The following is a 26,841-nucleotide window of genomic DNA, read 5'->3' as shown; positions in this document are numbered from 1 at the left end:
GGCTCAGCGGGGGGTGATGCGGAACAGGCCGCTCATCGTGCCCTGATAGAGGGTGCGGTCGGGGGTGATGGTGCCGACCATCTGCAAAGTGTTGTGCACGGCGGTCGCGCCGATCAGCTGCTCGGTGTCGATGCGCCCGGTCGCGGCATCGATCACGGTGTAGCGGAAGCTGTCGGTCAGGCCCGCGCTGCCGGTCGCGATGACGGTGTGCCGGGTGACGGTGTAGATCTTGCCGTCGGCCACCGACAGGCGCGGGACCGCGGCCGAGAGCGCCTTGTTCGTCCACACCACCCGGCACTCGCCGCCGACGACGTCGACGCGCACCATCCCGCCGGTGAAGTTCGCGTTCGCCGGTTCGCTCGGGCCCGCGCCGTCGGGCACGGCCGGGTACGGGTAGCCGTAGGTACCCGCGACGAACAGGCTGTTGCCCGCCCCGATCGGCGAGTTCTCGGTGCCGTCCACCGTCGGGACCGAGCAGATCCGGTCGCCGGTGGCGGTGTCGAACACAAGGAGGTTCTCCTTGGTGGCCGCGTTGTCGGTGATGGCCAGGTATTCGGTGCCGCTGCCGGGACCGAAGAAGGTGGGTGTGGCGCCGGTACCCCAGGACAGCTGCCCCGGCTTGCGGGCCGGGCCGCGGTTGTAGACCTGGCGCCAGCGGACGCGCGGATCGCCGGAATCGTCCACGTCGACCAGGTACAGCGCGTGCGTGGTCGCGATGGCCACGCCCTGCGGCGCGCTGGAGATGCTGTTGGCCACCTTCTCGCCGAGGCCGAGCACGATCGAACGGGTCACGCCGGTCGCCGGATCGGCGAAGCCCGCCGCGGCATTGTCGGTGGCGAACCAGACCCGGCCCTCGAAATCGGGCATGACCGAGCTGACCGCGTCGCAGTCCCCGCCGCCACAGTGCCCGGTCACCGCCTGGCCGATGTCGGTGGCCGAGTCGACGAAGATCGTCCAGTCGTCGCCGTCGCGACGGTGCCCGATGCGCAGCAGCTGGCCGCTGCCGTCGACGGTGACCATCCGGTCCTGGCTGTCGAGGTAGGCGTACACGCCGCCGAGCAGGCTGCCCTTGGTCAGGTCGAGCGAGGCGAGCGGACGGCCGGTGCCCGGATCGAGCAGGAACACCGTCGGCGCCCGGTCGATGATCTTGGTGCACAGCGCCTGCGGCATTCCGTCGGCGCCCTGCAGGATGGTCGGGCACGCGGCGGCGAGCTCGTGGAAATCGCTGTCGATGTTCCCCGCGCCGGGACCCGCGAACGGGGTGGCGTCGGAGGATGCGGCGTCACCGTGCATCGTCGCGGTCCCGACCGGGCCCAGGTGTGGATTGGCCGGTGGCAGCGGGCCGAACCCGGCCGATGCGGTGCCGATGCCCGCGATCAGCACGGCTGTCATGGCGATGGCGGCGGTCGCGACGGCGCGACCTGTTCGCTCGAACACGGGCGACTCCCTGCTCCGTAGTGCCGGCGTGCTCACCCGATCCGCGAAACTCCGCCCTGCGACGAATATTCGAACACTGTAGTCCGAATACTCGTATGGCAGTACAGGTTAGGAGGCCGAGCCGGCGATGGCAAGAGACCATCTGGTCCGCGGGGTGGCAACCGTTGCGCTCGCGGCGAGCGGCCGGACTGTGCGGCGGCGCCCGGTCTGCGACGATGTGCCCATGAGCACCGCCACCCGACCGGGTGTGATCACCGCAGGCACGCTGGTCCTGCTGTCGTCGCTGTACTTCGCACAGGGTCTGCCGTTCGGCTTCTTCACCCAGGCATTGCCGGTGGTGCTGCGGGAATCGGGCTATTCGCTGGTGGCGATCAGCGCCTCCGGAGTGCTGTTCCTGCCGTGGGCGCTGAAGTTCCTCTGGGCGCCCTACGTCGACCGCTACGGCACCCGCCGCACCTGGCTGCTGGTCCTGCAGCTGTCCGCGGCCGCGGTCGCGGCGGTGCTGGCCTGCCTCGACCTGTCGTCGTCGCTGCGCTGGCTGTTCGCCGGCATCGTGGTGGTGAATCTGCTCTCGGCGACCCAGGACGTGGCCACCGACGGTCTCGCGGTGCGCCTGCTCGGTCCGCGTGAACGGGGGCTGGGCAACGGCATCCAGGTCGGTGCCTATCGGGTCGGCATGATCGTCGGTGGCGGCGCGTTGCTGTGGTTGTTCGCGTTGTCGGGCTGGCGGCTGCTGTTCCTGGCCATGGCGGTGCTCATCCTGGTCACCACCGTGCCGGTGTGGCTGCTGCGCGAACCGGTGTCCGACCGGCTCCCTCGCCCGAATCCGGCCCAGCTGCTCGGCACCTGGTGGACCCGGCTGCGCCGCCCCGGCATCCTCACCTTCATCGCGCTGATCGGCGCGTTCAAATTCGGTGACTCGATGGCCTCGGCGCTGACCGGCCCGTTCCTGTCCGACGAAGGACTCGACCTCGCCCAGATCGCGCTGCTCAAAGGCGTCCTGTCCTCGGCGGGCGCGCTGGCGGGCGCGGCCGTCGGTGGCTGGCTCGCCTACCGCTACGGCCGCCGCCGGGCCCTGCTGCTCGGCGGCATCACCCAGACCGCGAGCATCGCGCTGTACCTGGTCGCCTCGCTCGGCCTCGGCGGCTTCGAACTCCTCGTCGCCGCGAGCCTGGCCGAACACGTCTTCGGGGGCGCGGCCACCGTCGCCGTGTTCGCGCTCATGATGGACGCCTCGGAGACGGAGTACGCGGGCAGCGACTACACGCTGCTCGCCTGCGCCATCGTCGTCGTCCAGGGTGTGGCCGGGATGACCGCCGGGATCGTCGGCGACCTCGCCGGCTACCCGGCGATCTTCGGCACCGGCCTGGTCCTGTCCGGACTCGGCTGTGCCGCCCTGGTTCTCGGCCTGTCCCGCGGGCTGGGCCCGGTCGGCCTGCACCGCAGGGCCGGAATTCGCTTACAGGATCGTCCCGAGGTCCCGGTCGAGTCCTAGTCGATCCTTCGCCGTCGCCCGGTCGTCGGACTCGGCAGCCCCGCCGTCATCGACCTAGCGGGGGAGTGCGCCGAATCGGTCACCATCGAACAGCCCGAGCTTGGTCCTGGCCTGGTTGGCGACCACCGCCCCACGCATCAACCAGCGGAAGGCGCGGGTCGACGGGCCGGGCAGCATGCCCGTGAGTTGCAGGGCATCGATCATGTCGTAGAGCGTTTCCCCTTCGGTCATCAGCTGATCGGGGCCGAAGGTGTAGCGGTCCACGGCGGTGCACTGCAGGAAGGCGCCGTTGCCGGGGATGGCGATGGCGGTCTCGTCGTAGGGGTGCAGGCGCAACGGGCCGACCAGATGACCGGTGCCCTGATAGCGCACGACCATGCGGACCGTGCCCTCCGGCGTGATGTCGAGATAGGACTGCCCGGGAATCGGGTCGTAGCGCCAGTCGGGGATGGCGTCGAAGAAGGCCATGTTGTAGGTGACGAAGTCGTCGATGCCCACGATGGTGGCGCCGAGGGTGGTGACGTCCTTGTAGCGCAGGTCTGCGGCGTAGAGCTCGTGATTGTGGCTCATGTCCCGCTCCTGCCAGCTCCACCAGTACTTCTTGGCCCAGTCCAGGGTCCAGGCGATGTCGAAACCGTGCTCGGCGTAGAAGGCGATCTTCTGCTCGTACTCGGCGAACCACTGTTCGGTGCGCGCGGTGAGCGCCGCCTCGTCGAGCACCGGCACGGGCACCGCCCGGTTGGACATGAGCGGCGGAATCGGCTGGGCGACCCGGGACAGGGAAAGACTCCGACGGAACAGTTCCTCGCTGAACATGCGTGACCCCAATTCTGGAAGCAGTCGCTTCCTGATTGGAAATGGTGCTTGATAGGGTCGAATCGTGTCAAGGAGCTACGGCGGGATATCCGCGGCGGACCGGGTCGCCGAACGGCGCACCCGTCTGCTCGGGGCGGGCGTCGACATCATCGGTACCCAGGGCGTTTCCGCGCTCGCCATGCGCCTGGTGTGCCGTGAGGCCGGCCTGAGCCAGAAGTTCTTCTACGAGAGTTTCGCCGACATCGACGCGCTGATGCACGCGGTGTATCAGGCGACCGTCGAGCGGCTGGTCGATGCCGTGCACGAGCAGGTCGGTGCCGGCGACCTCGCCGGCGCCTATGACGCGGCGGCCCGCCTGATGGAGGCCGACCCGCGGGTGTGCCGCATCCTGCTGGTGGAACCGGTCGCCGATGCGCGCCTGCGGATCCACGTCCGGGAGGTGGCGCCGGCGATCGCCGAGCGCTTCTTCGGTGACCTACTGCGCGAGTCACCCGACGGCGTGCCGGGCCGGCTGCGCTTCTCCGGCCTGTTCGGTGCCCTCATCTCGTTGTTCGTGGAGTGGACCGAAGGCAATCTGGGCACCGATCGCGATCAGTTCGTCCGTCACCTCGTCGAGGTCACTCACACGCTGACCACCGCCGGCACCCGCTCGGTGGGCAGCGGCGCAGACGGCGCGGTGCCGTCACCGAACGGCCTGCCGCCCAGCTCTTCCCGATGATGTGGGGTCAGCCAGTTCGACAGCTCCGGCCCCGCCGGGACGATGCCGGTGGGATTGATATCCCGGTGCACGAGGTAGTAGTGATCTTTGATCTGCCCGAAATCGATCGTGTCGCCGAAGCCCGGCGTCTGGAACAGGTCGCGGGCGTAGGCCCACAGCACCGGCATCTCACTGAGTTTGCTGCGATTGCACTTGAAATGGCCGTGATAGACCGGATCGAAGCGCGCCAGCGTGGTGAACAGCCGGACATCGGCTTCGGTGATGGTGTCGCCGACCAGATAGCGCTGGGTGCGCAGGCACTCGGTGAGCCGGTCCAGCGCCGCGAACAGGCGGGCGTAGGCGGCGTCGTAGGCATCCTGCGCGCCGGCGAAACCGCAACGGTAGACGCCGTTGTTGATGTCGCGGAAGACCTCCTGGTTGATTTCGTCGATCTGCGCGCGCAGCGGCTCCGGGTACAGCTGCGGCGCGCCGGGCCGGTGATACTGCGTCCATTCGGTGGAGAAGTCGAGGGTCATCTGCGCGTAGTCGTTGGTGACCACCTGCCCGGTCACGACGTCGACCACCGCGGGCACGGTGATCCCGCGCGGATAGTCGGGATACCTGGCCAGATAGGCATCGCGCAGCCGGGGGATACCCAGCACGGGATCGACACCGCCCGGGTCCAGATCGAAGGTCCAGCTCAGCTTGTCGTGGGTGGGCCCGCACAGGCCCAGTGACAGCACCGGTTCGAGCCCGAGCAGCCGTCGCACGATCAGCGTGCGGTTCGCCCACGGACACGCCCTGGCCGCCACGAGCCGGTAGCGCCCCGGCTCGACGGCGTAACCGTCGCGACCGTCGGCGGTGATCCGGGTGGTGATGTAGTTGGTGTCGCGCCGGAACTCACCGGCTTCGACATAGGTTCCCGCGTCCGCTTCGCTCACCATCCCAGTCTCGCAGATCCACGCCGCGAGTCCGGCGAGTCGGCGACGGGCCGGGGAAATCCCACAGGTCGGTGTGGTCGTGGGCCAGAATGTCGCCATGCGGACATTTGCCCGGGTGTTGCACGCTGTTGTCGCTGGGGTCGTCGTCGTCACGATCGGTCACGGAGTCGCGGCCGCGGGGCCGACGGGCAGCGCCGACGGCCTGCTGCCGTGGTCGGCGACCGGGCCGGACGGTGTGCAGGCGGCGGGAGCGGCACTGGCCGACGGGATCACCGGCACCGTGCTGTGGTCGCGCGAGGCGAACACGCCCGTGCCGATCGCCAGTATCGCCAAGGTGATGACGGCGGTGGTCGTGATCGCCTCCGGTGATCTCGAACGGCCCGTCACCGTGCCGGCGGAAGCCTTCGCCTACTGCGGCAAGCACGGCGGCAGCACCGCGGGACTGTCCGCGGGCGAGGTCCTCACCGCGCGGCAGCTGCTCTACGGGCTGCTGCTGCCCTCAGGGTGCGACGCAGCCTACGCCCTGGCCGACTCCTACGGTCCCGGCCAGGAGGGGTTCCTGCGCCGGATGAACGAGACCGCGGCCCTGATGGGCCTGGCCGGAACGCATTTCAGCGACCCCAGCGGTCTGCCCGACCCCACCGACTACTCCACCTACTCGACACCGGCGAATCTCGTGGCGCTCGGGGTACGGGCGATGAACCTGCCGGTGTTCCGCGAGATCGTCGCCGCGCGTGACTATTTCGTCCCCGCAGGTCCGGGCAACCGGGAGCACGCCTGGGCGACGACCAACCGGCTGCTGCGCGAGTACCCCGGCGCCATCGGCATCAAGACCGGCAACACCGACGCGGCCGGTCACTGCCTGCTGTTCGAGACGGTCCGCGCCGGTATCCCGCTGATCGGCGTGGTCCTGCACAGCTCCGACCACAGCAGCATCGTGGCCAAGGACGACGCCGAGCGCATCCTGAACTGGGCCTACGACCCCATCCTGCGCGTGCTGCCCGCCGCGGGCTGAGCCACCGGTATTTCCTCGCCCACCGCCCCGGCCGCCGCGCCAGTACGCTTTGCCGGGTGAGACCGATGGACAAAGTGCCGGGTGCGCCGGCACGACCGGGTGTCGCGCTGGCTTCCGTTGTCGCCGTGGTGTTCGTGACCTTCTTGGACACCACCGTGGTCAGCGTGGCGCTGGGCGATATCCGCAGCGAGTTGAGTGCCGATGTGACCGCCCTGCAGTGGGTGGTCAACGCCTACACCGTGGTCTTCGCCGGGTTGATGCTGGCGGGTGGTTCGCTCGGCGACCGCTGGGGGCGCAAGCGGGTGATGATCGTCGGCCTGGTGATCTTCTGCGCGGGGTCGGTGGTGTCGGCGCTGGCCAGCAGCGTGGCCGTGCTCATCGCAGGCCGCGCGATCATGGGCCTGGGGGCGGCGGCCTCGGAGCCGGGGACACTGTCGGTGCTGCGCCACGTCTTTCCCGACGATCGGGCCAGGGCCAAGGCGATCGGGGTGTGGGCCGCGGTGTCCGGGCTCGCGCTGGCGGCGGGACCGGTACTGGGTGGTGTGCTGGTGCACGCGTACGGGTGGCGCTCGATCTTCTGGTTCAACCTGGTGATCGGTGCCGTCGCGCTGGTCGCCGCGCTGTGGTCGGTGCCGGAGAGCGCCGACCCGCGCCAGGAGCCGGTCGACTGGGCCGGCGCGGTGCTCGGCGCGATCGCCTTCGGCGCGGTGATCTACGCCGCGACTGTGGGCCAGGATCGAGGCTACACCGCGCCGTCGGTGCTCGCGCTGTTCGCGCTCGGAGCCATCGCCCTGGCCGGGTTCGTCGTGGTCGAACGGCGAGCGCGCGCACCCATGCTCGACTTCCACTATCTCCGGCTACCGGTCGTGCGCAGTGCGCTGGTGGTCGCCTTCGCCGTCTACTTCGGTATCTTCTCGATCTTCTTCTTCACCGCGCTGTATCTGCAGGTGATGCACTCGTATTCGGCGGCGCGGACCGCCGGGGTGTTCGCGCCGATGGCCGTCACGATCGTGATCGGGTCGCTGATCGCGGGCTACTGGGTGGCGCGGCGCGGGGCACGCGTGCCGATGATGCTGGGCTGTGTGGCCGGTGCGGGCGGGATCCTGCTGACGCGTTACGCGCTCGACGGGGAGATCCACGATCCGGCCCTGTCGGCCGCCATGGCGGTGGCCGGGCTGGGCTTCGGGATCGCGGTGGTGCCGCTGACCTCGGCGGTGCTGTCGGGGGTACCGCGCGAACACTCGGGCATGGCCGCCGCGGTGACCAATACGATGCGCCAGGTCGGTTCGGCGTTCGGCGTGGCGGTGCTCGGTGCGCTGGTGAGCGGTTTCCTGTCCGCGGATCTGAAGGCACGAATGACCGAACTCGGCCTGCCCACAACCCTGCAACCCGATGCCATCCAGTTCGTCGAGAAGGGCGGAATCCCGCCGGGCACCAACATCACCGAGTACCTGCCGTACCTGTCGAAGGTGTCCGAAGTGCTCAACACCGGCAAGATCGCCTTCCACCACGGTCTCGACGTGGCCCTGCTGGTCTCGGCGATCATGATCCTCGTCGCAGCGGGATTCACCGCCCTCGACCGCAAACAGGCAAACATCACCTAGTTGCGCGGCAGCCGGCGATCCTGCCTCGCCGGCGGCCGACGCTCTGTCTGAGATGCACACTCGGCCCCATCCAGCCGGGCCGGATGGGCGGCTGTCAAAGGCGTAGTCGAACACTGGATTCGACTGTCTGAGACAATTTCACTCGAACCGTTGACGCTTGCGTTGTTGCGGCTCTATCATTTCTACTCAGGCGTATTAATACTTCTACGTAGTCGTAGAAAAACGGATTGGACCCCGCAATGGCAACGATTGCTTCCTTGCGTGAGTGGCTGTCGCTACCCCCGCTGACGCCCGCAGAGGACTACGGCTTCTTCGGCCCGGAGTCGGTCGCCTGGCGCGTCTGGAGTTACCCCACGAGCTTGACCGTCGGCTTCCAGCGCGCGGTGGTGATCGAGGAACTGGACCCGGCACTGGTCGCCTCGGTGGACGCCACCCAGGCGATCTACGACCGCCCGCGCACCCGCTACGACCGCACCCTGCGGTACTTCGCCATGGTGCTGTTCGCCGACAGCCGGTCTACGGCGCACGCGGCCGACATCCTGGTGAAGATCCACTCCAAAGGGATCGGTGTCGACCCCGTCACCCACCGCTCCTACGACGCGAACAATCCCGCGTCGCAGCTGTGGATCCACCTGACCGCCTGGCATTCCATCCTCGTCGCCTACGAGAAGTACGGCCCCGGCCGGCTCTCCGAGGCCGACGAACTGCAGTACTGGGCCGAATGCGCGCGGGCGGCGGAACTGCAAACCTGTGACCCGGCCGACGTGCCACGCACCAGGGCAGGGATCAGCGAGTACTTCGAGCAGATGCGCCCGCAGCTGATCGGCTCCGATATCGCCCGCAAGGCGATGCGGCATCTACTGCAGGCCGAGGTGATGATGCCGGAGATCCCACGCCTGCTGCGGCCGATGTTCCGGATCGTCTACGCGTTCCTGCGTCGCGGCACCTTGGCGACCATGCCGCGCTGGATGCGGGAGATGGCGGGCCTACCGACGGGCCGGATGCTCGACGCGCTGGTCACCACACCGATGAACGTGGCTTTCACGCTCGTGAGTCTCAATGCGCGCCTGCAGATCCAGTTACTACGCCTGATCTCGCCGATGACGGTCCCGGTGGCCGGACCGGTGCTGCTGAAGATCGCGCCCACCAGCACCACCACGATGACGCCGCGACAGGCACAGCAGCTCTACGGCTACGACATTCCCGCGCAGGCGCATCAGGCGCTGCGCGACAAACAGCGAGCCAGGGTCTTCGGCCGTGGCGAAGCTCCCGACGAGCAGGGGCTCATCGAGTCCCAGGCCGTGCTCGGCGAGATCTCCTGAGAGGCGATGTGATGATCAAAGAACTCTTCGGCTACCGGATCAGCCTGCGTCAGCTCATGTTCCTGGGTATCGCCTTCGGCGTGCCGTACTTCCTGATCGGATTGCTCTGGCTCGGCAGCCACTACGAGCACCTCGGTGACCTGGACGGACTGGACAAGGTGTTCTCGGCGATCGGTGAGATCATCGCCTGGCCCGCGCTGGTGATCGCCGATGTCGACCTACGCTGACGGCCCCGGCTGGGCCTGCGCCTGCCACGCGGAAACCATCGACTCGGTGGGCAAGGTACGGGTCAGTGCCCGCACCGTCGACCGAAGTGCTTGCGGCGGAAAGCGTTCCGGGTCCGACAGCACCAGCCTGCCCAGTGATTCGATGAAGCCGAGCATGACGCGACCGACCAATTCGGTGTCCACCTCGTGCGGGCCACCACGCTGGGCCAAACCGGCCTCGAGCAGTTGCACGCAGCGCGCGACGACCTTCTCCCTGGCACCGGCAAGCAAGCCGCGATAGGACGTGGGCGCGCCGTCGGCGGGCACCAGGATCAATCGCCACCGCACCGGATCGTCCTGGACCGCGGTCAGGAAGGCGATGACCGCCTCCTCGTATTCCGCGTCCGGGTCGGCCTTGTCGAGATCGGCGGGCAGGGCCTCGAGCACCTGGGCGATCCCCCGGGAGTGCTCGCGGCGCAGCAGGGCGTCGAGCAGCTGCGGCGCGGTCGGATAGATCGCGTACAGCACGGGTTTGGCGACACCGGCCTGCTTGGCGACGGCCTGCATGGTGAGCTCGGCCAAGCCGTCGCGACCGGCGACCACGCGGGCGGCGTCGAGCAACTGCTCGCGGCGTTCGTGCGGCGGTAGTCGCGGCCCGTTGCGGCGCCGTGGCCGGGCCGGCGGCGCCGGGGCGATCCGCCAGACACCGTCGGTGTCCTCTTCGATGCTCATCCGGAAATGATCCCTCGAGACTCTCGTGCGGCGTCAGCGGCGCCGCTCTCTTCCAAATATCTACCCTACCGTAGTAATCAGTTACTACGGATACGTAGAAATACTGGTGAACCATCGTGCAACAGTTGTCCTCGGCTCCACCACCGGGCGATGCCCGCGACCAGGTCCTCACCGCCGGACTGAGCTACTGGCGCGACCATCCCCAACGCGCCGTCGAGACCGCGGGACGGCAGGTCGTGATGACCGGCCGGGCGCTCGCCGAACTGATCCGCGCCCTGCTCACCCGGCGGTTCCCCACCACCGAATTCGTCAAGCAGTGCGCCTTCATGGCCAGTGTGTCGGCCACCCCGACGCTGCTGGTGGCGATACCCATCGCCGTCGTGGTCTCGATCCAGGTGGGATCGCTGGTCAGTCAGGTCGGGGCGACCACCTTCATCGGCGCGGTCAACGGGCTGGGCATCATCCGGCAGGGCGCGCCACTGGTGACCTCGCTGATGATCGCCGGCGCAGTCGGTTCGGCGATCTGCGCCGACCTGGGTTCGCGCACCATACGCGAGGAGATCGACGCCATGGTCGTGATGGGCGTGGACCCGGTCCGGCGCTTGGTCGCCCCGCGCCTGGCCGCGGCCGTCCTGGTCAGCACCATGCTGTGCGGGCTGGTCGTCTTCGTCGGATTCGCTACCGGGTACGCCTTCAACGTCTACATCCAGGACGGGACACCCGGGTCCTACATCGGGACCTTCGCCTCCTTCGCGGTGTCGGGCGATCTGGTCGTCGCCATCGTCAAGGCCAGCGTGTTCGGTGCGCTGGCGGCGATCATCGCCTGTGACACCGGACTGCACACCCGCGGCGGGCCCGCCGGGGTGGCGAACGCGGTCAACTCCGCGGTCGTCAACTCCGCCATCGTGTTGTTCGCTGCCAATATCGTTCTCACCCAGCTCTACAACGTCGTGTTCCCGTCGAAGGTGCTCTGAGATGGCGTCGGGATACGTGCCGCCACTGTGGCGTCCGCTGCGCCGGCTGCGCGCCGCCGCCGCGGCACCGGCCACGGTTCCGGTGCGCCTCGGTCACCAGGGCATGGTGTTCGTGCAGGCGGTCGCGGCGATTCCGTTCGCGTTGCGGCACTATCGCAAGGAACTGCTGCGGTTGATCACCGATGTGAGCTTCGGCAACGGGTCGCTGATCGTGGGTGGCGGGGTGATCGGCGTGGTGGTCATTCTCTGCGGCTTCGGCGGGATCACCGTCGGCATGGAATCGCACACCGCCCTGAACCTGCTCACGATGAGCCCGCTGACCGGCGCGATCTCCGGTTTCGCCACCACCCGCGAACTCGCCCCGCTGCTGGCGACGCTGGCCTTCGGCGCGCAGGCCGGGTGCCGGTTCACCGCGCAGCTGGGTTCGATGCGGATCTCCGAGGAGATCGACGCGCTGGAATCGATCGCCATCCGGCCGCTGCCCTATCTGATCACTACCCGCATGCTGGCCGCCGTCGTCGCCATCGTGCCGCTCTACACAGCGGGACTGGTCGTGGCCTACCTCGCCACGAGATTCACGGTCGTGTTCCTGGGCGGCACCACCTTGGGCACCTACGACCACTATTTCCACCAGTTCCTCGATCCGGTGGACCTGGCGTACTCGATTCTCAAGATCGTGGTCTTCGTCGCCGTGGCCACCTTCATCCAGTGCTATTACGGCTACACCGCGGCCGGCGGGCCCGAAGGCGTGGGAGTCGCCTCCGGCCGGGCCATCCGGATGACCATCGTCACGGTGGTGTTCGTCAACCTGCTGTTCTCCCTGTCGATCTGGGGGATCGACCCCGGCATCAGAATCTCCGGATAGGGCCTCGATCATGATCATGGACCACAGTGGCCGCGGGCCGGGCGCGGTGCGGCTGGGAATGTTCGGCGTGCTCATCGCCGCCCTGCTGACCGGCACCGTCTACCTGCTCGGGCTGCGCTACAACGGCGCGTTCCTCGACACCGTCGAGGTGACCGCCCAGATGACCAGCACCGGCGACGGCGTACCGCAACGCGCCGATGTCACCTTCCGTGGCATCCTGGTCGGCCAGGTCGCACGCAGTGACATCGCCGCCCGGGGCGAGCGCCAGGAACTGGTCCTTCGCATCGAACCGCCACGCGCACAGGACATTCCCGCCACGGTGACCGCCCGCGTGGTGCCCAACAACATCTTCGGTGTGACAGCGGTCGAACTCGTCGACAACGGGCCGTCCACCGAACGTCTGCGCGACGGCGCCGTCATCGCCCAGGACACCGCGTCGGTGAGTACCCAGCTACAGACCACCCTGACCACGCTGCGGACAGTGCTCGACGCCATCGATCCGATCCGGCTGTCCACGGTGCTCGGCACGCTGGCCGACGCACTCGACCCCGCCTACCGGCTGCCCGGGTCGACCATCGAACGGCTCGACACCTGGACCACCCAGGTCAGGGCGACACCTGGCATCGGTGAACTCCTCGGCGATCTGGGCGCGGCCGCATCGGCGGTGAACGAGTCCGCACCCCAGCTGATCGACTCCCTGGCCGCATCGGTGACGACGGCGCGCACCCTCACCGAGAAGCGCGCGAACCTGATCGCGCTGCTGACCGCCGCCCACGACGCGGCCGGTGTCACCAACACCCTGTTCGCCCGCAACCCGAACACCGGACCGGAGCTGGTGGGTGGACTGCACGAGACCTTCGGCGCCCTGGCCGCCGATTCCGGTGCGATCGGCACCTCGGTAGCCAATCTCGACGAAGCGCTGAGCAAACTGGCCACGGTCTTCAACTGGGGGCCCGACAAGCAGATGCGCTGGGTCGTGGACGTGAGCTTCACCCCGTTCGTCCAGTACACCGCCGCCGACTGCCCCCACTACGGCGCCCTGGCCGGCCCGCGCTGCGGTAGTGCGTCGGTACCGGATTCGGCGCCACCACAACAGATTCCGGCGCAACTGCTCCCACGTCGCCTGGCGGCGGCAGGCCCCGCCCCGGTGCTCCCGTCGGTCCCCGGTCTGCCCGCGATCCCCGGCCTGACCCAGCCCGCCGCAGCGCCGGGCGCCCGGTACGGCGTGGACGCGATCGAGGCGCTGGTAGGCGCACCGCCGAACGCCGCGCAACTGGTTCTGCTCCAGCCGGTCATCGCAGACGGAGCTGTCGAGGTCACCTACACCGACACACAGGAGGGGAATTGACATGATGAAAACCCGGACCGCGGTGCTGATCCTGGCCGTGTTCGTCGGCCTGGCACTCGTCGCGACCTACACCATCTTCTCGACCTTGCAGCGCGGTGTGAGCGGCGACACCACCCGCTACACCGCGACCTTCGGCAATGTCCTCGGCCTGCGCGTCGGTGACGACGTGCGCATGGCCGGAATCCGGGTCGGCCGGGTCGACGCCATCGAGCTCGACGCCGACCGGCGCGCCTCGGTGGTGCTGCGGGTGCAGGCGCGCCACCGGCTCACGACCACCACCAAGGCACTCGTCCGCTACCAGAACCTGATCGGGCAGCGCTATATCGCCCTGGCCGCCGGCGATGGGCCGGGGCAGCAGCTACCGCCGGAAGGGGCCATCCCGTACGAGAACACCGAGTCCTCCTTCGACGTGTCCACGGTGCTGGCCGGCTTCGAGCCACTGTTCGCGACGCTGCAACCCGACGACATCAACTCCCTGTCGCACACCCTGATCCAGGCACTACAGGGTGACGGCGTGTCGCTGAGCGCGCTGGTCACCCAGGCGGCGCAGCTCGCAGGCACCTTCCGCGACCGCGACGAGATCCTCGGCCAGGTGATCACCAACCTCGGCGGCGTGGTGGCCGGCCTGGCCCACCGCAGTAACGAACTCGAGACCCTCATCACCCAGTCTCGCACGCTGACTGTCGAGCTCTACGAACAAGGCATGACGCTCTCGACCGCGGTCGAGCGGGCATCGGGGTCGACCGCTCAGCTCGCCGACCTCGTCGCCCGGATCGAGCCGGGCCTGGCCAGGGCCCAGCAGTCCGCGAACGACGGGGTGCGCCTGCTGCTCGGCAACGGCGAACGCCTCGACATCACCGCCGCCGAACTGCCGTTCGTGCTCGCCGGTCTCGCGCGAGTCAGCGGCAACGGCGCCTACATCAGTTCCTACGTCTGCAGTCTCGACGTCTCACTGTGGGGCGTAGTGCTCCCACCGGGAATGTTGAGTCAGGTGGGCGGCACCGCGCACTCGGAGGTATGCCGGTAATGATTCCCATCCAACCGTCCACCCTGCGGCGACTGCGGCAGTCGATCCCCGAGGGCCGGCACTGGTGGCTCGGCCTGAGCGCCGGTGCGGTGGTCGCGCTGTTGCTGTTCGGGTCGAGTACGCTGCGCCAGCTCGACCTCGGCAACCGCACCGTCCGCGCGGAGTTCGCCCAGGCGGCCGGGCTGCGGCCGGGCGACAGTGTCGACATCGCCGGTATCGAAGTCGGCACGGTGCGTTCCACGCGGCTGGCCGGCGACCGGATCGAGGCCGCGCTCTCGATCGACAGCGATATCCGGGTCGGCGCCGACGCGCGGGCCGCGATCAAGATGTCGACCATTCTCGGGCGCATGCACGTCGAACTCGACCCCGGCGCCCCCACCGCACCGGAAGGGCGGCGAATTCCCTTGGAACGCACCGAAGTTCCCTACAACCTCGCCAAGGTAGTCGACGACGACAGATACACCAACTCCTTCGAGCACCTCGAACGCGTCGACCCGGCCGCCCTGCGTGCCTCGCTGGACGCGCTGGCCCAGCAGATGGGGGATTCACCGCAGCTGACCGCGGCCGCCCTCGACTCGGTCGGTTCGCTGGCCGCGGTCATCAGCGAACGACGCGACGAAGTCGAGCAGCTGCTGCGCAATATCGACACCGTCTCGCAGGTGGTGTCGGACAACCAGAACGCCGTCCTGCTGCTGCTGACCAGGGGTGAGGCCATCGGCGCCGCGGTCGCGCAACGGCAGAGCCTGGTCACCGGGCTGCTCGACAATATCGCCGCGATCTCGAAAGACCTGCAGGACATGGGCATCGACAACAGCGGGCAACTCGCCCCGCTGATCGCCGACCTGAACACCATGGCGGCCGGGTTGGAGAAGAACAAAGCCAATCTGGACAACCTGTTCCAGATCATGCCGGTCACCCTGCGGCAGTTCAACAACAGCCTCGGCAACGGTCCCTATGGCGAGGTGTATCTGCCGTGGATGTTCCCCGACAACTGGCTGTGTGCCGTCCAGGTCGTCGAAGGGTGCCGCTGATGCGCACGATATTCGCTCGCCTGACCGCCCTGGCCGCCGTCGCGCTGCTGCTGTCGGGTTGTTCGGCCCTGCCGCAGAGCCTGACCTCGCTACCGGATCGGTTGCTGGGCCGGGAGAAGACCATCACCGCCGATTTCGAGAACGTCGCCGGCCTCTATGTGGGCAACGAGGTCTCCGTGCTCGGCATGCCGGTGGGCCGGGTCACCGAACTGGTTCCGCGCGGCGAGTACGTGCAGGTGCGCATGGTGGTCGACCCCGAGGTCGAGCTGCCCGCCGAGGTCGTCGCGGCGCTGGTCTCGCCGCAGTTGATCACCAACCGCCACATCGAACTCACCCCGGCCTACACCGGCGGTGCGACCCTGCCCGATGGCGGCCACATCCCCTTCGCGCACACCAGGACCCCGGTCGAGCTCGACCGGATCCTGCGCAACTTCGACGACATCGGCAAAGCCCTGGCGGGCAACAACTCCGACGGGCCGATGGCCAGCCGGGTGCTGTTCCCGCTGCTCGACGGCAACGGTGACCGCATTCGCGAGACCCTCGACGCGCTCTCCGGCGCGTTCGAGGTGACCCTGGCCAACAAGGACCAGATCGCCAACGCGGTCGTCCGGCTCAACGATGTCACCCAGATCGTCGCCGACAACGACGCGACGGTGCGCGACTTCAGCGCCCGGCTCACCGAGCTGGTCACCCTCATGCGCGAGCAGGCGCCCGGACTGCTGGCGGTGCTCACCCAGATCAACGACTTCGTCGCCAACACCAGCGCCGTCGTGGCCGAGAACAAGCAACCGCTCACCGACGCGCTGCTGCGCTTGACCACCATCACCGCGCAGATGCGCGACCACGCCCGGGGACTCACCGAGATCGTCGACATCGCCCCGCTGTTCTTCCAGAACCTCGGCAACGCGGTGAGCCCGGAGGCCGGGGCGGTGCGCCTGCACCTGCTCACCGACAAGAGCCTGCTCGACAACGAACTGCTCGCCGTGTTCTGCGAACGCGTCCAGCTGCGCGCCGACGGCTGCCGCACCGGCAAACTCCAGGACTTCGGGCCCGACTTCGGGTTGCTCGCCGCACTGCTGGGACTGACCCGATGAGACCACACCTCGCCCGCGCCGCCGCGCTCACCCTGGCCGCCTGCACGGTCGCCGGATGCACGATGACCGTGGACTCAGTGCCACTGCCCGCCCCCGGCATCGACGGCCCCACCTATACCGTGCGCGCGCTGTTCGACAATGCGCTGAATCTGCCCGATCGCGCGCACGTGAAGACCGGCGGTATCGACATCGGCGTCGTCACCGGGCTCGACACCACCGATTTCGTGGCCGCCGTCGACCTGCGGATCCGCGCGGACGTGCGGCTGCCCCGCGGTACCCGCGCCGAGCTGCGCCAGCCGACCCCGCTCGGCGACATCTACGTCGCCATCGTGCTGCCCGAACAGCCACCCGGCACACCGATGCTGGCCGACGGCGATGTCATCGGCCGCGAACACACCTCGGCGGGTGCCTCGGTGGAGGAGCTGATGATGTCACTGTCGTTGCTGCTCAACGGCGGTGCGCTGAGCCAGGTCGCCCGCATCACCAGCGAGGCGAACTCCATGTTCGCCGGTCGCGGTCCGCAGCTGTCGCACCTGCTCACCGAGCTCACCGCGACCCTCGCCGCGCTCAATGCGCGCACCGGCCAGATCGACGCGGTGCTGCACGGTCTGGACGCGCTGGCCACCACTTTGAATCAGCGCAGATCCGAGCTCGGTCAGGTCGCCGACACCTTCCCGCCGTTGATCTCCGTGCTCACCGAGAACAACCGCGCCATCACCGAGCTGACCACCGAGGTGTCCTCGACCCTCGGCGCGCTGGGCGAGTTCACCAGTACCAGCAGCGCGGACTTCGTCGGCCTGTTCGACAGCGTGCAGGCACTGATGACCGGGTTCACCGAGATGGGCGACCACCTGGCCGGGGCGCTGGATCAGCTGCACGCGATGAACCCGTCACTGCTGGCCACCACCCAGGGCACCAGCCTGGCGGTCGCGGCGACCGTGTCGTATCTGAGCGTCGGCGCCCTGACCGACCCGAACGGCAGCCGCCTGCCCGACGGATCGGATCCGGGCGCCTTCCTCGGCAGCCTCGCCGAGGTGCTCGCGCGGGTGCTCGGCCGGATACAGGGCGGTGGACGATGACCGGGCATCCTCGCGGCAGTGTCCGCTACACCCTCACCGTGCTGGGCGCTTTCGGCATCTGGGCGGTCGGCGTGGCACTGGAGGTGGCGGCCGAGTTCGCCCTCCGCGGCGCCGGCTGGGCGCGAGCGCATGTCAACGGCCTCGCGGCGGCCGGACTGGTGCTGACGCTGGTGGTGAGCGGCGGGTATCTGCTCGTCGACATCGTCCGGATCGATCCGCGCCGGGAAACCTTCACCGTCCGGGTGGAACTCGCCGGTTCGGGTGGGCTGCTCGAACACTCCGACGTCACCTTCCGTGGGGTGCGTGTCGGGACGGTCCGGTCGCTGGAACTGTCTGGGACCGGGGTGACCGCGGTCGCCGAGATCGATGCCGGTCATCGCGTCCCCGCGGGCGGCGTCGCGGTGGTCGCCCGGTTGTCGGCGGCGGGGGAGCAGTACCTCGACCTGCGTCCCGACACCGACGAGCCGCCGTATCTGCGCGCCGGCGCGGTCATCGAGCGGGCCCGCACCGGGACGCCGATCACGATCAACGAATTCCTCACCGACACCTCGGGTTTCATCGGTGGCCTCAATCCGCAGCGGTTGAACGTGATCGTCGCCGAATTCGAGAAGGCGCTCGCCGGCGGACCCGGCCAGCTGCGCACGGTGATCAGCGGCATCAGCCACGCGCTGGCGGGGATGACCGAGTTGCTGCCGCAGACCCGCAATCTGGTGGAGAAACTGGCGATCGTCGCGGAGACGACCACCCACGCCCAGCCGGATCTGCGCACGCTCGTCGAGGGGTCGGGCGTGCTGTTCGAGCAGTTCGCCGCCGCCGACCAGGAATTGCGGCGGCTGCTCGACCTCGGCCCGGGACAGCTGGCGACCCTCGGCGGCGTGGTCGCCGAGACCACCGACCCAGTCACCGCCCTGCTGACCAACCTGCAGGCCATCACCCGGGCCGCGCGTCTGCGCACCCCCGCACTGGCCGCGCTGTTCCCCGCGCTGCGTGAGAGCACGGCTCTGCTCGGGATCCCGGCGCACGACAACGCCTTCCACACGATGATGGATATCTGGCCGCGCCCGTTCTGCGAGTACGACACCGTCCCGGTCTCGCCCGCCAGGGTCTCCGACGGCAGCGTCCGGCTCTACAACTACTGCCGCACCAACGATCCCGCGCAGCAGATCCGCGGATCGGCGAACGCGCCCCGGCCCGACACCCCCGACAACACGGCGGGCCCGCCACCCGGCAGCACCGGTGACGAGCGGTCCGTGCCGCTGCCCGGCCGATGAGAATACCCCTGACCCCGAAAGGAATCCGATGACCGGCACCGAGGAATCAGCCGTCCTCGACACCGACCAGGCCACCGACACCGCACCGCCACGGCGGCGGACCAGCGTGATCGTGGCGGCGGCGCTGCTCGTCGGCGCAGGTGGGCTGGCGGCCGGCGGCTGGTTCGGTTGGCAGCAGCATCGAGCGACCGGGCTCGACCGCGCCCGCGCCGAGGCACGCGAGGCGGCCTGTGCGTACGGGTCGCTGCTGTCGACCTACGACGCCACCGATCTCGACACCTACTTCGCCGCCGTGCTCGACCACGCCACGGGTGCCTGGAAACAGGAATTCGCCGCCACGAGTGCGGATCTGCGCGATGTGCTCGTGCAGGGGCAGGTGCGGTCTTCGGCGGGCACCGTGGAATGCGCGATCGCGACCGGCACCGCGGACAGCGCCGAAGCGATCGTCGTCGTCGACCAGTCCATCACCAGCGTCGGCACCCAGCAGCAACCCCGCCGTGGGCAGCTGGCGATCACGCTGTCGCTGGACCGGTCCGGTGACCGCTGGCTGACCAGCAAGGTGTCTTCGCCGCTGCTGCGGACTCCGTGAGAAGAGGTGTGCCACAGATGATCTGGCTCATCCTGCTCGGTGCGGCACTCGGCGCGCTCGTCCTGGCCGCGATCGGTGGCCTCGCCGTACTGCTCGTGCTGCAACGGCGCGCCACCCGGCTGCTCGACGCGGAGATACCACCGGTCGACGACCAGGTGATCCGCGTGCTCGCGGACCGCAGGCCCACCTTCCAGATGTCGGTCGACCAGCACTTCGCCGCCACGCCCTGGGAAGTATGGGGTGCGCTGGAGGACGGCGCGTTCACCTGGATCCCGTTCATCGACGGCGTCACCTACCGTGGCCCGGACCGTGGGGAGGGGACGGTGCGCACCCTCGACGCCATCGTCTTCGCCGCCGCCGAACAGGTGACCCACCGCGATCCGCAGACACGCTTGACCGTGGCCGGGATCCGGACCTCGGTGCCGCTGCTGGTCCAGTCCTACACGATGGATTTCGAGCTCACCGAAACGCCGGACGGCACAACTGTTCTGCGCTGGACCGTCGCGGGCAGGCCCGCGATCTTCGCCTTCGTGCCACTGAGCTGGACGGCGTTCTTCGTGCGCCCGTTCGTGCGGGTCGTCCTCGGCCGGTGGGCGAACTACTACCGGTGAGCCGGTTGCCCGAATCGGCTATCCTGGGGGCGATTCAGGGAGGATCGTCATGCCCATCCGGTTCCGTCAGCGCAAGACCTTCGGTCCGTTGACGTTCAATTTCACCCAGTCCGGGTTGTCTTCGTGGGGTTTCAAGATCGGTCCGTGGAGCTGGAACTCGCGGACCAGGAAGAACAGTGTCGATCTGCCCGGCCCGTTGAGCTGGCGCCAGCGCTGAGGTCGCTGCCCGGTTTGTCGCGGGGGATCTGTCGGACCCCGGTGCCAGACTCGGGGCGTGCGATGGGCGATAGCGGAGACGGCTGACGGTGGTGCGCGCCTGTGCCCGCTCGATCACGACGGCCTGCCCGCGGGGCCGGTGGTCGAGGAGCCCTCGCTGATCGAGGCCGTGCGCGCCCGGCCACAGGTGCAGCGGTGGGTGTGGCGCTCGACCGCCGGGATCTACCGTCCGCTGCTGGCGGCGGGGGTGCGGGTCGAGCGCTGCTACGACGTCGAGGCCGCGGAGGCCCTGCTCATCGGGCACGAGGAAGGCCAGGCCGGGCAGGCGCGATCACTCGCGGCGGCCTGGGCGCGGCTGCGTGAGCTGCCGGTGCCACCGGATGCCCCGATCCGGGCCGCGCAGACCCAGCCGTCACTGTTCGACTCGGGCCCGGTGCCGCTGCCATCGGACACCGACGAATTCACCGCCCTGGCCGGCATGTCCTGCCCGCCGCGCTGACCAGGATGACCGACCGTCACCCCGACATCGTGGTGTCGCTGTGGGAGAAACGCACCGGTCCCCAGCTCGCCGCCCTGGCCGCCGGAACCCTGGACATCGCGCTGGTCTACGGGCATCCCGGCACCGCGGACTTCCGGTACCGGCGGCTGCTGCACCGGGTTCCGCTGGTCGCGGTCGTCGGCCGGCGGCACCGCTGGGCGGATCGATCCGGCGTCCCCTTCGCCGAATTGCGGGATCAGGAGTGTGTGCTGTTCGCCCGCGAACAGTGCCCGGCGATGTACGACACCATCCTGCGCTCGGCCGCCGAGACCCGGATCTCGCTCACGGTGACGCACTCCGCCGACGACCCCGGCGCCACCGCGCACCTGGTGTCGGTGCGTCCGCTGGTCGGCTTCGCCTCACTGCCGCGGGCGCTCTCGATGCGCATGGGTGCGGTGGACGACGGTCCGGTCGCGGTGAAGCTGATCGATCCGGTGCCGACGGTGGACGTGTATGCCGTCTGGCGCGCCGGCCAGGACAATCCCGCCGTACCGCTGTTCCTGGACTGCCTCGACGCGGCCGCGGTACCCGACGGGCGATCCGCCGAGCTCCTGGAATCGCCCTAGCGGACGCTCAGGCGCCGGCCGGTTCGGTCAGCGACCGCGCACCGGCGGCGATCTCGGTGGCCTCGGCCAGGCTCAGGCGCAGTTCCCGATCGGCCGCGGGTGCCGGTCCGTCGTGATGGGTGATGCCCTCGGCGGTGATCACGTAGTGCCACACGGTCTCGCCGATCCACACGGTGACCGTGCCCGCGGGCACGAGGCCGGCTACCGCCCGGCCCAGTGGCAGCGCCAGCCAGTGCGCGCGGATCGCGTCGGTCGGAGTGCGCTCGCCGAGCAGGGGAGTGCCCCAGGCCGAGAGGGCATCGAGGACCGGGCGCAGCGCCAGGCCGGACTCGGTGAGTTCGTAGCTCGAGCGCATGCCGTTGCGGTGGTGGGTGAGCAGGCCGTCGCGTTCGAGATCTTTGAGCCGGGTGGCCAGCATGTCGGTGCTGATCCCGGGCAGGTCGGCGAGCAGATCGCTGTAGCGGCGCGGTCCGCCGCACAGTTCGCGGACGACGAGCAGGGTCCACCGGTCCCCGACGAGATCGAGGGCGCGGCTGACCGCGCAGTAGTGGGCGTAGCTTCGGCGAGGCACGTGCACTACTTTAACCATGGACTTGGAAAAACCAAGTGAAATCTTGGAAATGCCAAGTAATGTATGTGGCAACCACGGTCCGGAGGGATGTTCATGCAGGTCAAGCAGTCCAGCAAGCTGTCGGGAGTGTCGTACGAGATCCGCGGTCCGGTCGCGGAGGAGGCGGCGCGGCTCGAGGCCGAGGGGCATCACATCGTCAAGCTCAACACCGGCAACCCGCTGATCTTCGGCTTCGACGCGCCCCCGGAGCTGTTGCAGGACATGGTGCGTACGCTGCCCACCTCCACCGGCTACACCTCCTCGAAGGGCCTGCTCTCGGCCCGGCGCGCGGTGGTGCAGTACTACCAGACGCTCGGCGTCGACGACGTGAGTGTCGAGGAGGTCTTCCTCGGCAACGGCGTCTCCGAACTGATCATGATGGCGATGACGGCGCTGCTCGAGAACGGCGACGAGGTGCTCGTCCCGGCGCCGGACTTCCCGCTCTGGACCGCCGCGACCGCCCTCAACGGCGGCACGCCGGTGCACTACCTGTGCGACGAAGGCGCCGACTGGTACCCCGACCTGGCCGACATCACCGCCAAGATCACCGACCGCACCCGCGCCATCGTGCTGATCAACCCCAACAATCCGACCGGTGCGGTGTACCCGCCGGAGGTGCTGCGCGAGATCCTCGAGATCGCCCGCAGGCACAACCTGGTGGTCTTCGCCGACGAGATCTACGACAAGATCTATTACGACGACCTCGAACACACCGCGGTCGCCTCCCTCGCCCCCGACCTGCTGTGCCTGACCTTCTCCGGCCTGTCGAAGAACTATCGCGCCGCCGGTCTGCGCTCGGGCTGGCTGGTGGTCTCGGGCCCCACCCAGCACGCCGCGAGCTACCTGGAGGGCCTGACCATGCTGGCCGGCCTGCGCCTGTGCGCGAATGTGCCCGCCCAGCAAGCGATCCAGGCCGCCCTGGGCGGACACCAGAGCATCTACGACCTCACCCTGCCGGGCGGACGCCTGCGCGAACAGCGCGATCGCGCGTGGGAGGCCCTCAACGCCATCCCCGGCGTGTCCTGCGTCAAACCCAAGGGCGCGCTCTACGCCTTCCCCCGCATCGACCTCGACATGTACCCGATCCACAACGACGAGAAATTCGTCCTCGACCTGCTGCTCCAGGAAAAACTGCACATCGTCCAGGGCACCGGCTTCAACTGGCCCCGCCCCGACCACTTCCGCATCGTCACCCTGCCCCACGCCGACGAACTCGAGGCCATCATCGAACGCATCGGCCGCTTCTTAGCGACCTACCAGCAGTAAGTGTGGAAGCGTGTTCCGGATTCGCATCTGAGCCCGGATGAACGCGATGACGATGTGGCGCCGCAGTACCGGTAAGAGCAGGTCAGTAGCGTTTTTCGGGGGTCCGTTCCCCGACCTGGGTGTGCCCTTATCCTGGTGTGATCTTGGTTGCATCCTTCTCGGGGCGTCTGTTGCGTCCATTGTGCGAGCGGGTGCGACGGTGCCTATAGTGACAGCTGCACACACCTACGGGAGGGCGTTGAGGTGGCGATCGGACAACAGGCAGCGGCCCAGTTGCGGCAGGCGGCAGACTCGGGTGAGCTGACGATGGAACCCAACTCGGCTCGCGAGGTCGCGCAGGCGTATCTACGGTTCGCGGCGCAGTGTGACGGCTGGATAGACCAGGCAGCGGACCTCGGCAGCATCCACGGATTCGGCTCTTTCGTGTCAGCCCAGCAGCTCCAGCAGGGGTTCGCGCGGAAAGCCGAATCTCTCTATGAAGTCCTCACCGAGCTCGCGAGGTCGGCGCGCGGCATGGCTGAAGGCTACTTGCGAGCGGCGAACATCCTCGCCGAAGTCGACGAGCTCAACGCGGCGGCACTTCGAACCGCATCCGGGGCGGTGTGAGTATGCGATTGCTGGCATCGGCGGGGCTCCTGACAGGCGTGATACTGCTCGCGTCATGCGGTACCGCGACTGATGAACCAGCGTCACCGACATCTGAGCCCACAGCGCCTTCGGCGACAACCACCACCCAGACAAGGCCGACGCTCACCAACCCGAAGATCCAGCCACCCTCGCAGGACAACCAGTACACCCGCTCATCGGGGCGACAGCATGTGGTCTACGACCCCTGCACCTGGCTGAGTGACGACGATGTCGAGTCGATGCATTTCGACCCAGCGTCCCGCAAGCGAGGCGAGGACCTTGTCGCCGAGTACACGTTCCTCAGCTGCAACTTCCGCAACAGCGACCAAACGATGTCGATGGGCGTGAACTCGGGAAACATCAGCTGGGATGAGAACCTGCAAAAGAACGGGACCTGGCTCGAGGAGACAACGATCAATGGTCGGCGGGCGGGTACCGGCCGAGGGGAGTCGAACAGTGCAACGAAGTGCGAGGCGCATCTCGAGACCGAGGTCGGCGTCGTTCTGATCTGGGTCAGAGTTACGAGTCTCGGCGAGCGTCAGAACATCGATCCCTGTGCTGACATACTCGAGGTCGCTTCAGTCGTGGAGCGGTCCATAGGTGAGGGGAACTGAGCTTTGGGGGACGGGAGCGGCTCGCCGCTGACTTCGACGCTACCGGGTGCACTGATCATCACCCCGGCGGTAGAGGCGCTGCTCAACGGCAAGCAGCAGCAGGCCGGTGCACAACAGCAACAAGAGGGCCTGAGTGGCGGGACGGAAGCTGCCTACATCACAGGCATGGAGGCGTTCGAAGGGTTCTCTCACGAAGAGATCTACGACGGTGCCCAGCGAATGCAACCGGGGGTCATGCAGCAGTTCGGCGACGGATGGGTGGAGATTTCGTCGGCGGTATCTGGCGCGATGACCGGCTTGGCCATCCAGACATCGCGCGCTACTGGAGATTTGCGCGGCGCGATGGCGACAGCCGGCGATTCCGCCGGTAAGACGTTTCTCTCCGAGGTCCACGACCTGGCGGCTGTGGTTTCCTCGGTGGGGCATCGAGTCAAGGCGGCCGGATATGGTGCGGAAGCCGTGAAAGCCGCCGTACCTCCTCCGGTTACGAGTGCTGGTCAGCCGGCGGGTGACACATCGATTCCACCGGCTCTGGCGATCTTGGTTGATGGGAGCGCGCCGAGTACGGCCGCGAGTACCGAGCGGGAGAAGATCGAGCGTTTGCAGCAGGCCGTGACAGCGATGAACACGATCTACAAGCCAACGTTTCAGCCAGCCGGGGACAACGTGCCCGAGTTCCTGGCTCCCACCCAACCGGGCGGCAACGGCTTGGGGAATGACGGTGGAACCAACCCCTCGCCCAGCGGGGAAGACGGGCAGCCTTCGACTGCGGACAGTCCGAGCGACGATCCCGATGGCGTCGATGACGAGGACGGCACCGACAACGGCGAGAACGATACTGAGACACCGGATTCCGATACGAATACGAATCTGGACGACGATTCGACCGACGACGATTCGACCGACGCCGCCAGCACCAACCCGTCCGGAACCACCCCTGCAACCACAATTCCGGCGACGACCACACCCGGCGCCGGGGCGCCGAACACTCCTGCGGGATCGGGCATCCCCCTCGGTTCCGGTTTGCCCGGCAGTCCGGGTGCACGAATTCCACAGGCAGAGGCCCCAGTTCCTGGGCGGGCCGGCTCTCCGTCCGGGGCATCCCTGTCGGGTGGCAACACTTCCGGGTCATCGAATCGGCTCAGCGGTATGCCCGCCATGATGAATCCCGGCGCAGCAGCGGGCAAGCGGAGCAATGAGGACGAGGACGTTCACGTCACAGCCGACTACTTGCGGGGTGTCCAGCCCGAGCTGTTCGACATTCTGACCCAAAGCCCGCCCGACGACGGCGGCATCGGCTCCGACGCGCCATCGACCCGGCCAGCCGAGGATGGTTCGTGAGCTGGACGCTGACTCCGGATGAGTTCGCGGTGACATGGGAGGTTTCGACAGGAGCGGACCGGCAGCCGTTCCCGATCCTCGTCCGGTCAGCGGAGCGGACCAGCGCCGACTTCGAGGCACTACGCACGGCGATCGCAGCCGAGGTCGAAGCCCGGGCTGATCACGAACTCGCGGCTGCCCTACGGCATGCTGCCAACCCGGCGATATCGCTCGCGGCCTTCGAGACCGTCGGAACCCCGGTTCGCGCCTTCGGGGGCTGCACCGATGCGCACGGTGTCGTACTGCGGCACAACGAGTCCGGCATGATCGAGGTATACGCGGGCTCCGACTTGATCGTGGCTCGAGCTCTGGCGGCGTTCCTCGGGGAGTGTTCGCCGGGTCACGAGGAACATCTCATCGAAGACGCCGACCGGATCGAGGACCACTTCGAGTCCTGGCGTCGACCAGCCGATTCGACCGCTGCCAGGATGCACAAGCTTGCCAGGGCCAAGCGTGATTCAGCAGGACATATCGAAATCCGGACCGGAACCGACCCCGCCCGCTACCTGACGTGGTTCGACGTGTCCGGCGACGGGCGCTATCTGACGTACCGGAACTACCGTGACCTGCACATCGAGCCGGTCGGGAAGAACGAATTGATCTCGGCAATCCGCAGAAGGGCATGTTTTGAACTATGAATTAGAAGATCTGCGTCAACTTCGAGAGGAGGGTTTGCAACAGCTCGCACAAGTCAAACGACGTGTCGAAGCTGTCGAGCACGAAGGCCGCGAGCTGACATACACCGGTAACGACAGCGGAGCGACCGTCCGGGTATTGAGGTGCCCGAAGTTCTTCGGACAGTGGCCCAAAGTAGAATTTGGGTAACTGAACGGAGTTGTTGTGGCACAGAAGAAGTCGCGTCAGTTCAGC

Annotated in this window: 30 protein-coding genes; 24 read left to right on the top strand and 6 right to left on the bottom strand. The window is 68.1% G+C overall.

Annotated features, from left to right (window positions below; all coding sequences use genetic code 11):
- Positions 1 to 3: 3 nt before the first annotated feature.
- Positions 4 to 1,437: a hypothetical protein gene (locus ACFXK0_RS12345; RefSeq protein WP_379410199.1), complete on the bottom strand. Its 1,434-nt coding sequence runs from the start codon at positions 1,435 to 1,437 to the stop codon at positions 4 to 6.
- Positions 1,438 to 1,660: 223 nt separating this feature from the next.
- Between ACFXK0_RS12345 and ACFXK0_RS12340 the strand changes: the two genes are divergently transcribed.
- Complete coding sequence (locus ACFXK0_RS12340; RefSeq protein ID WP_379410198.1) at positions 1,661 to 2,932, top strand: MFS transporter; 1,272 nt, start codon at positions 1,661 to 1,663, stop codon at positions 2,930 to 2,932.
- A gap of 54 nt (positions 2,933 to 2,986) precedes the next feature.
- Here ACFXK0_RS12340 and ACFXK0_RS12335 read toward each other — a convergent pair whose 3' ends face one another.
- Positions 2,987 to 3,748: a nuclear transport factor 2 family protein gene (locus tag ACFXK0_RS12335; protein WP_379410196.1), complete on the bottom strand. Its 762-nt coding sequence runs from the start codon at positions 3,746 to 3,748 to the stop codon at positions 2,987 to 2,989.
- A gap of 64 nt (positions 3,749 to 3,812) precedes the next feature.
- Between ACFXK0_RS12335 and ACFXK0_RS12330 the strand changes: the two genes are divergently transcribed.
- On the top strand, positions 3,813 to 4,466 hold the full coding sequence (locus tag ACFXK0_RS12330; RefSeq protein WP_379410195.1) for a TetR/AcrR family transcriptional regulator: 654 nt from the start codon (positions 3,813 to 3,815) through the stop codon (positions 4,464 to 4,466).
- Here the strand turns inward: ACFXK0_RS12330 and ACFXK0_RS12325 are convergent.
- The gene (locus ACFXK0_RS12325) at positions 4,370 to 5,386 is read right to left on the bottom strand and encodes a glutathione S-transferase C-terminal domain-containing protein (protein ID WP_379410194.1); all 1,017 of its coding nucleotides are present in this window, start codon (positions 5,384 to 5,386) and stop codon (positions 4,370 to 4,372) included. The two genes, ACFXK0_RS12330 and ACFXK0_RS12325, sit on opposite strands and share 97 nt — an antisense overlap.
- Positions 5,387 to 5,483: 97 nt before the next feature.
- On the opposite strand from ACFXK0_RS12325, the gene ACFXK0_RS12320 reads away from it, so the two are divergent.
- The 4 genes from ACFXK0_RS12320 (at position 5,484) to ACFXK0_RS12305 (ending at position 9,554) form a co-directional block, all read left to right on the top strand.
- On the top strand, positions 5,484 to 6,401 hold the full coding sequence (locus ACFXK0_RS12320) for a D-alanyl-D-alanine carboxypeptidase family protein (RefSeq protein WP_379410193.1): 918 nt from the start codon (positions 5,484 to 5,486) through the stop codon (positions 6,399 to 6,401).
- Positions 6,402 to 6,466: 65 nt separating this feature from the next.
- Positions 6,467 to 8,005, top strand: coding sequence for an MFS transporter (locus ACFXK0_RS12315; RefSeq protein WP_379410192.1), 1,539 nt, complete (start codon positions 6,467 to 6,469; stop codon positions 8,003 to 8,005).
- Between the two features lie 239 nt (positions 8,006 to 8,244).
- The gene (locus ACFXK0_RS12310) at positions 8,245 to 9,327 is read left to right on the top strand and encodes an oxygenase MpaB family protein (RefSeq protein ID WP_379410191.1); all 1,083 of its coding nucleotides are present in this window, start codon (positions 8,245 to 8,247) and stop codon (positions 9,325 to 9,327) included.
- 11 nt (positions 9,328 to 9,338) lie between these two features.
- Positions 9,339 to 9,554: a hypothetical protein gene (locus ACFXK0_RS12305; RefSeq protein ID WP_379410190.1), complete on the top strand. Its 216-nt coding sequence runs from the start codon at positions 9,339 to 9,341 to the stop codon at positions 9,552 to 9,554.
- Here the strand turns inward: ACFXK0_RS12305 and ACFXK0_RS12300 are convergent.
- Positions 9,546 to 10,265: a TetR/AcrR family transcriptional regulator gene (locus ACFXK0_RS12300; protein ID WP_379410189.1), complete on the bottom strand. Its 720-nt coding sequence runs from the start codon at positions 10,263 to 10,265 to the stop codon at positions 9,546 to 9,548. The two genes, ACFXK0_RS12305 and ACFXK0_RS12300, sit on opposite strands and share 9 nt — an antisense overlap.
- A 125-nt stretch (positions 10,266 to 10,390) precedes the next feature.
- On the opposite strand from ACFXK0_RS12300, the gene ACFXK0_RS12295 reads away from it, so the two are divergent.
- From ACFXK0_RS12295 to ACFXK0_RS12235, 13 genes are read left to right on the top strand one after another with little or no spacing between them, the layout of a single operon-like run.
- Complete coding sequence (locus ACFXK0_RS12295) at positions 10,391 to 11,239, top strand: MlaE family ABC transporter permease (RefSeq protein WP_379410428.1); 849 nt, start codon at positions 10,391 to 10,393, stop codon at positions 11,237 to 11,239.
- Position 11,240: 1 nt separating this feature from the next.
- Positions 11,241 to 12,104: an ABC transporter permease gene (locus tag ACFXK0_RS12290; protein WP_379410188.1), complete on the top strand. Its 864-nt coding sequence runs from the start codon at positions 11,241 to 11,243 to the stop codon at positions 12,102 to 12,104.
- Positions 12,105 to 12,114: 10 nt separating this feature from the next.
- Positions 12,115 to 13,452 (top strand): MlaD family protein, encoded by a 1,338-nt coding sequence (locus ACFXK0_RS12285; RefSeq protein ID WP_379410187.1) that lies wholly within the window; start codon positions 12,115 to 12,117, stop codon positions 13,450 to 13,452.
- Position 13,453: 1 nt separating this feature from the next.
- The gene (locus tag ACFXK0_RS12280) at positions 13,454 to 14,479 is read left to right on the top strand and encodes an MCE family protein (RefSeq protein WP_379410186.1); all 1,026 of its coding nucleotides are present in this window, start codon (positions 13,454 to 13,456) and stop codon (positions 14,477 to 14,479) included.
- Positions 14,479 to 15,510 (top strand): MCE family protein, encoded by a 1,032-nt coding sequence (locus ACFXK0_RS12275; protein WP_379410185.1) that lies wholly within the window; start codon positions 14,479 to 14,481, stop codon positions 15,508 to 15,510. Before ACFXK0_RS12280 ends, ACFXK0_RS12275 begins: the two co-directional genes overlap by 1 nt.
- Positions 15,510 to 16,604: an MCE family protein gene (locus ACFXK0_RS12270; RefSeq protein WP_379410183.1), complete on the top strand. Its 1,095-nt coding sequence runs from the start codon at positions 15,510 to 15,512 to the stop codon at positions 16,602 to 16,604. Before ACFXK0_RS12275 ends, ACFXK0_RS12270 begins: the two co-directional genes overlap by 1 nt.
- Complete coding sequence (locus tag ACFXK0_RS12265; RefSeq protein WP_379410182.1) at positions 16,601 to 17,683, top strand: MCE family protein; 1,083 nt, start codon at positions 16,601 to 16,603, stop codon at positions 17,681 to 17,683. Before ACFXK0_RS12270 ends, ACFXK0_RS12265 begins: the two co-directional genes overlap by 4 nt.
- Positions 17,680 to 18,954: an MCE family protein gene (locus ACFXK0_RS12260; protein ID WP_379410180.1), complete on the top strand. Its 1,275-nt coding sequence runs from the start codon at positions 17,680 to 17,682 to the stop codon at positions 18,952 to 18,954. Before ACFXK0_RS12265 ends, ACFXK0_RS12260 begins: the two co-directional genes overlap by 4 nt.
- A 28-nt stretch (positions 18,955 to 18,982) precedes the next feature.
- Entirely contained in the window at positions 18,983 to 19,543 is a 561-nt protein-coding gene (locus ACFXK0_RS12255) for a hypothetical protein (RefSeq protein ID WP_379410179.1), read from the top strand.
- Between the two features lie 17 nt (positions 19,544 to 19,560).
- Entirely contained in the window at positions 19,561 to 20,154 is a 594-nt protein-coding gene (locus ACFXK0_RS12250; RefSeq protein ID WP_379410177.1) for an SRPBCC family protein, read from the top strand.
- Between the two features lie 49 nt (positions 20,155 to 20,203).
- Entirely contained in the window at positions 20,204 to 20,371 is a 168-nt protein-coding gene (locus ACFXK0_RS12245) for a DUF4236 domain-containing protein (protein WP_379410176.1), read from the top strand.
- A gap of 57 nt (positions 20,372 to 20,428) precedes the next feature.
- Complete coding sequence (locus ACFXK0_RS12240) at positions 20,429 to 20,869, top strand: hypothetical protein (protein ID WP_379410175.1); 441 nt, start codon at positions 20,429 to 20,431, stop codon at positions 20,867 to 20,869.
- Between the two features lie 5 nt (positions 20,870 to 20,874).
- A complete protein-coding gene (locus ACFXK0_RS12235) occupies positions 20,875 to 21,474 on the top strand; it encodes a LysR family substrate-binding domain-containing protein (protein ID WP_379410174.1) in 600 nt (199 codons plus the stop codon).
- Between the two features lie 7 nt (positions 21,475 to 21,481).
- Here ACFXK0_RS12235 and ACFXK0_RS12230 read toward each other — a convergent pair whose 3' ends face one another.
- The gene (locus ACFXK0_RS12230) at positions 21,482 to 22,045 is read right to left on the bottom strand and encodes a winged helix-turn-helix transcriptional regulator (protein WP_379410173.1); all 564 of its coding nucleotides are present in this window, start codon (positions 22,043 to 22,045) and stop codon (positions 21,482 to 21,484) included.
- A 93-nt stretch (positions 22,046 to 22,138) separates the two neighbouring features.
- On the opposite strand from ACFXK0_RS12230, the gene ACFXK0_RS12225 reads away from it, so the two are divergent.
- The 5 genes from ACFXK0_RS12225 (at position 22,139) to ACFXK0_RS12205 (ending at position 26,609) form a co-directional block, all read left to right on the top strand.
- Positions 22,139 to 23,350: a pyridoxal phosphate-dependent aminotransferase gene (locus tag ACFXK0_RS12225; protein ID WP_379410172.1), complete on the top strand. Its 1,212-nt coding sequence runs from the start codon at positions 22,139 to 22,141 to the stop codon at positions 23,348 to 23,350.
- Between the two features lie 243 nt (positions 23,351 to 23,593).
- Positions 23,594 to 23,956 carry a hypothetical protein gene (locus ACFXK0_RS12220; RefSeq protein ID WP_379410171.1) on the top strand — a complete coding sequence of 121 codons (363 nt, stop codon included), beginning with the start codon at positions 23,594 to 23,596 and terminating at the stop codon, positions 23,954 to 23,956.
- Positions 23,957 to 23,958: 2 nt separating this feature from the next.
- Positions 23,959 to 24,591 (top strand): DUF3558 domain-containing protein, encoded by a 633-nt coding sequence (locus ACFXK0_RS12215; RefSeq protein ID WP_379410170.1) that lies wholly within the window; start codon positions 23,959 to 23,961, stop codon positions 24,589 to 24,591.
- Between the two features lie 3 nt (positions 24,592 to 24,594).
- On the top strand, positions 24,595 to 25,932 hold the full coding sequence (locus tag ACFXK0_RS12210) for a hypothetical protein (protein ID WP_379410169.1): 1,338 nt from the start codon (positions 24,595 to 24,597) through the stop codon (positions 25,930 to 25,932).
- Positions 25,933 to 26,234: 302 nt separating this feature from the next.
- Positions 26,235 to 26,609 (top strand): ESX secretion-associated protein EspG, encoded by a 375-nt coding sequence (locus tag ACFXK0_RS12205; RefSeq protein WP_379410168.1) that lies wholly within the window; start codon positions 26,235 to 26,237, stop codon positions 26,607 to 26,609.
- 1 nt (position 26,610) lies between these two features.
- Here ACFXK0_RS12205 and ACFXK0_RS12200 read toward each other — a convergent pair.
- Positions 26,611 to 26,841 (bottom strand): hypothetical protein (locus ACFXK0_RS12200; RefSeq protein ID WP_379410167.1); only part of this gene is annotated, 231 nt, incomplete at its 5' end.

This window comes from Nocardia sp. NPDC059177 (assembly GCF_042755165.1).
Lineage (GTDB): Bacteria > Actinomycetota > Actinomycetes > Mycobacteriales > Mycobacteriaceae > Nocardia.
This window is presented reverse-complemented; position numbering and strand designations above follow the sequence as displayed.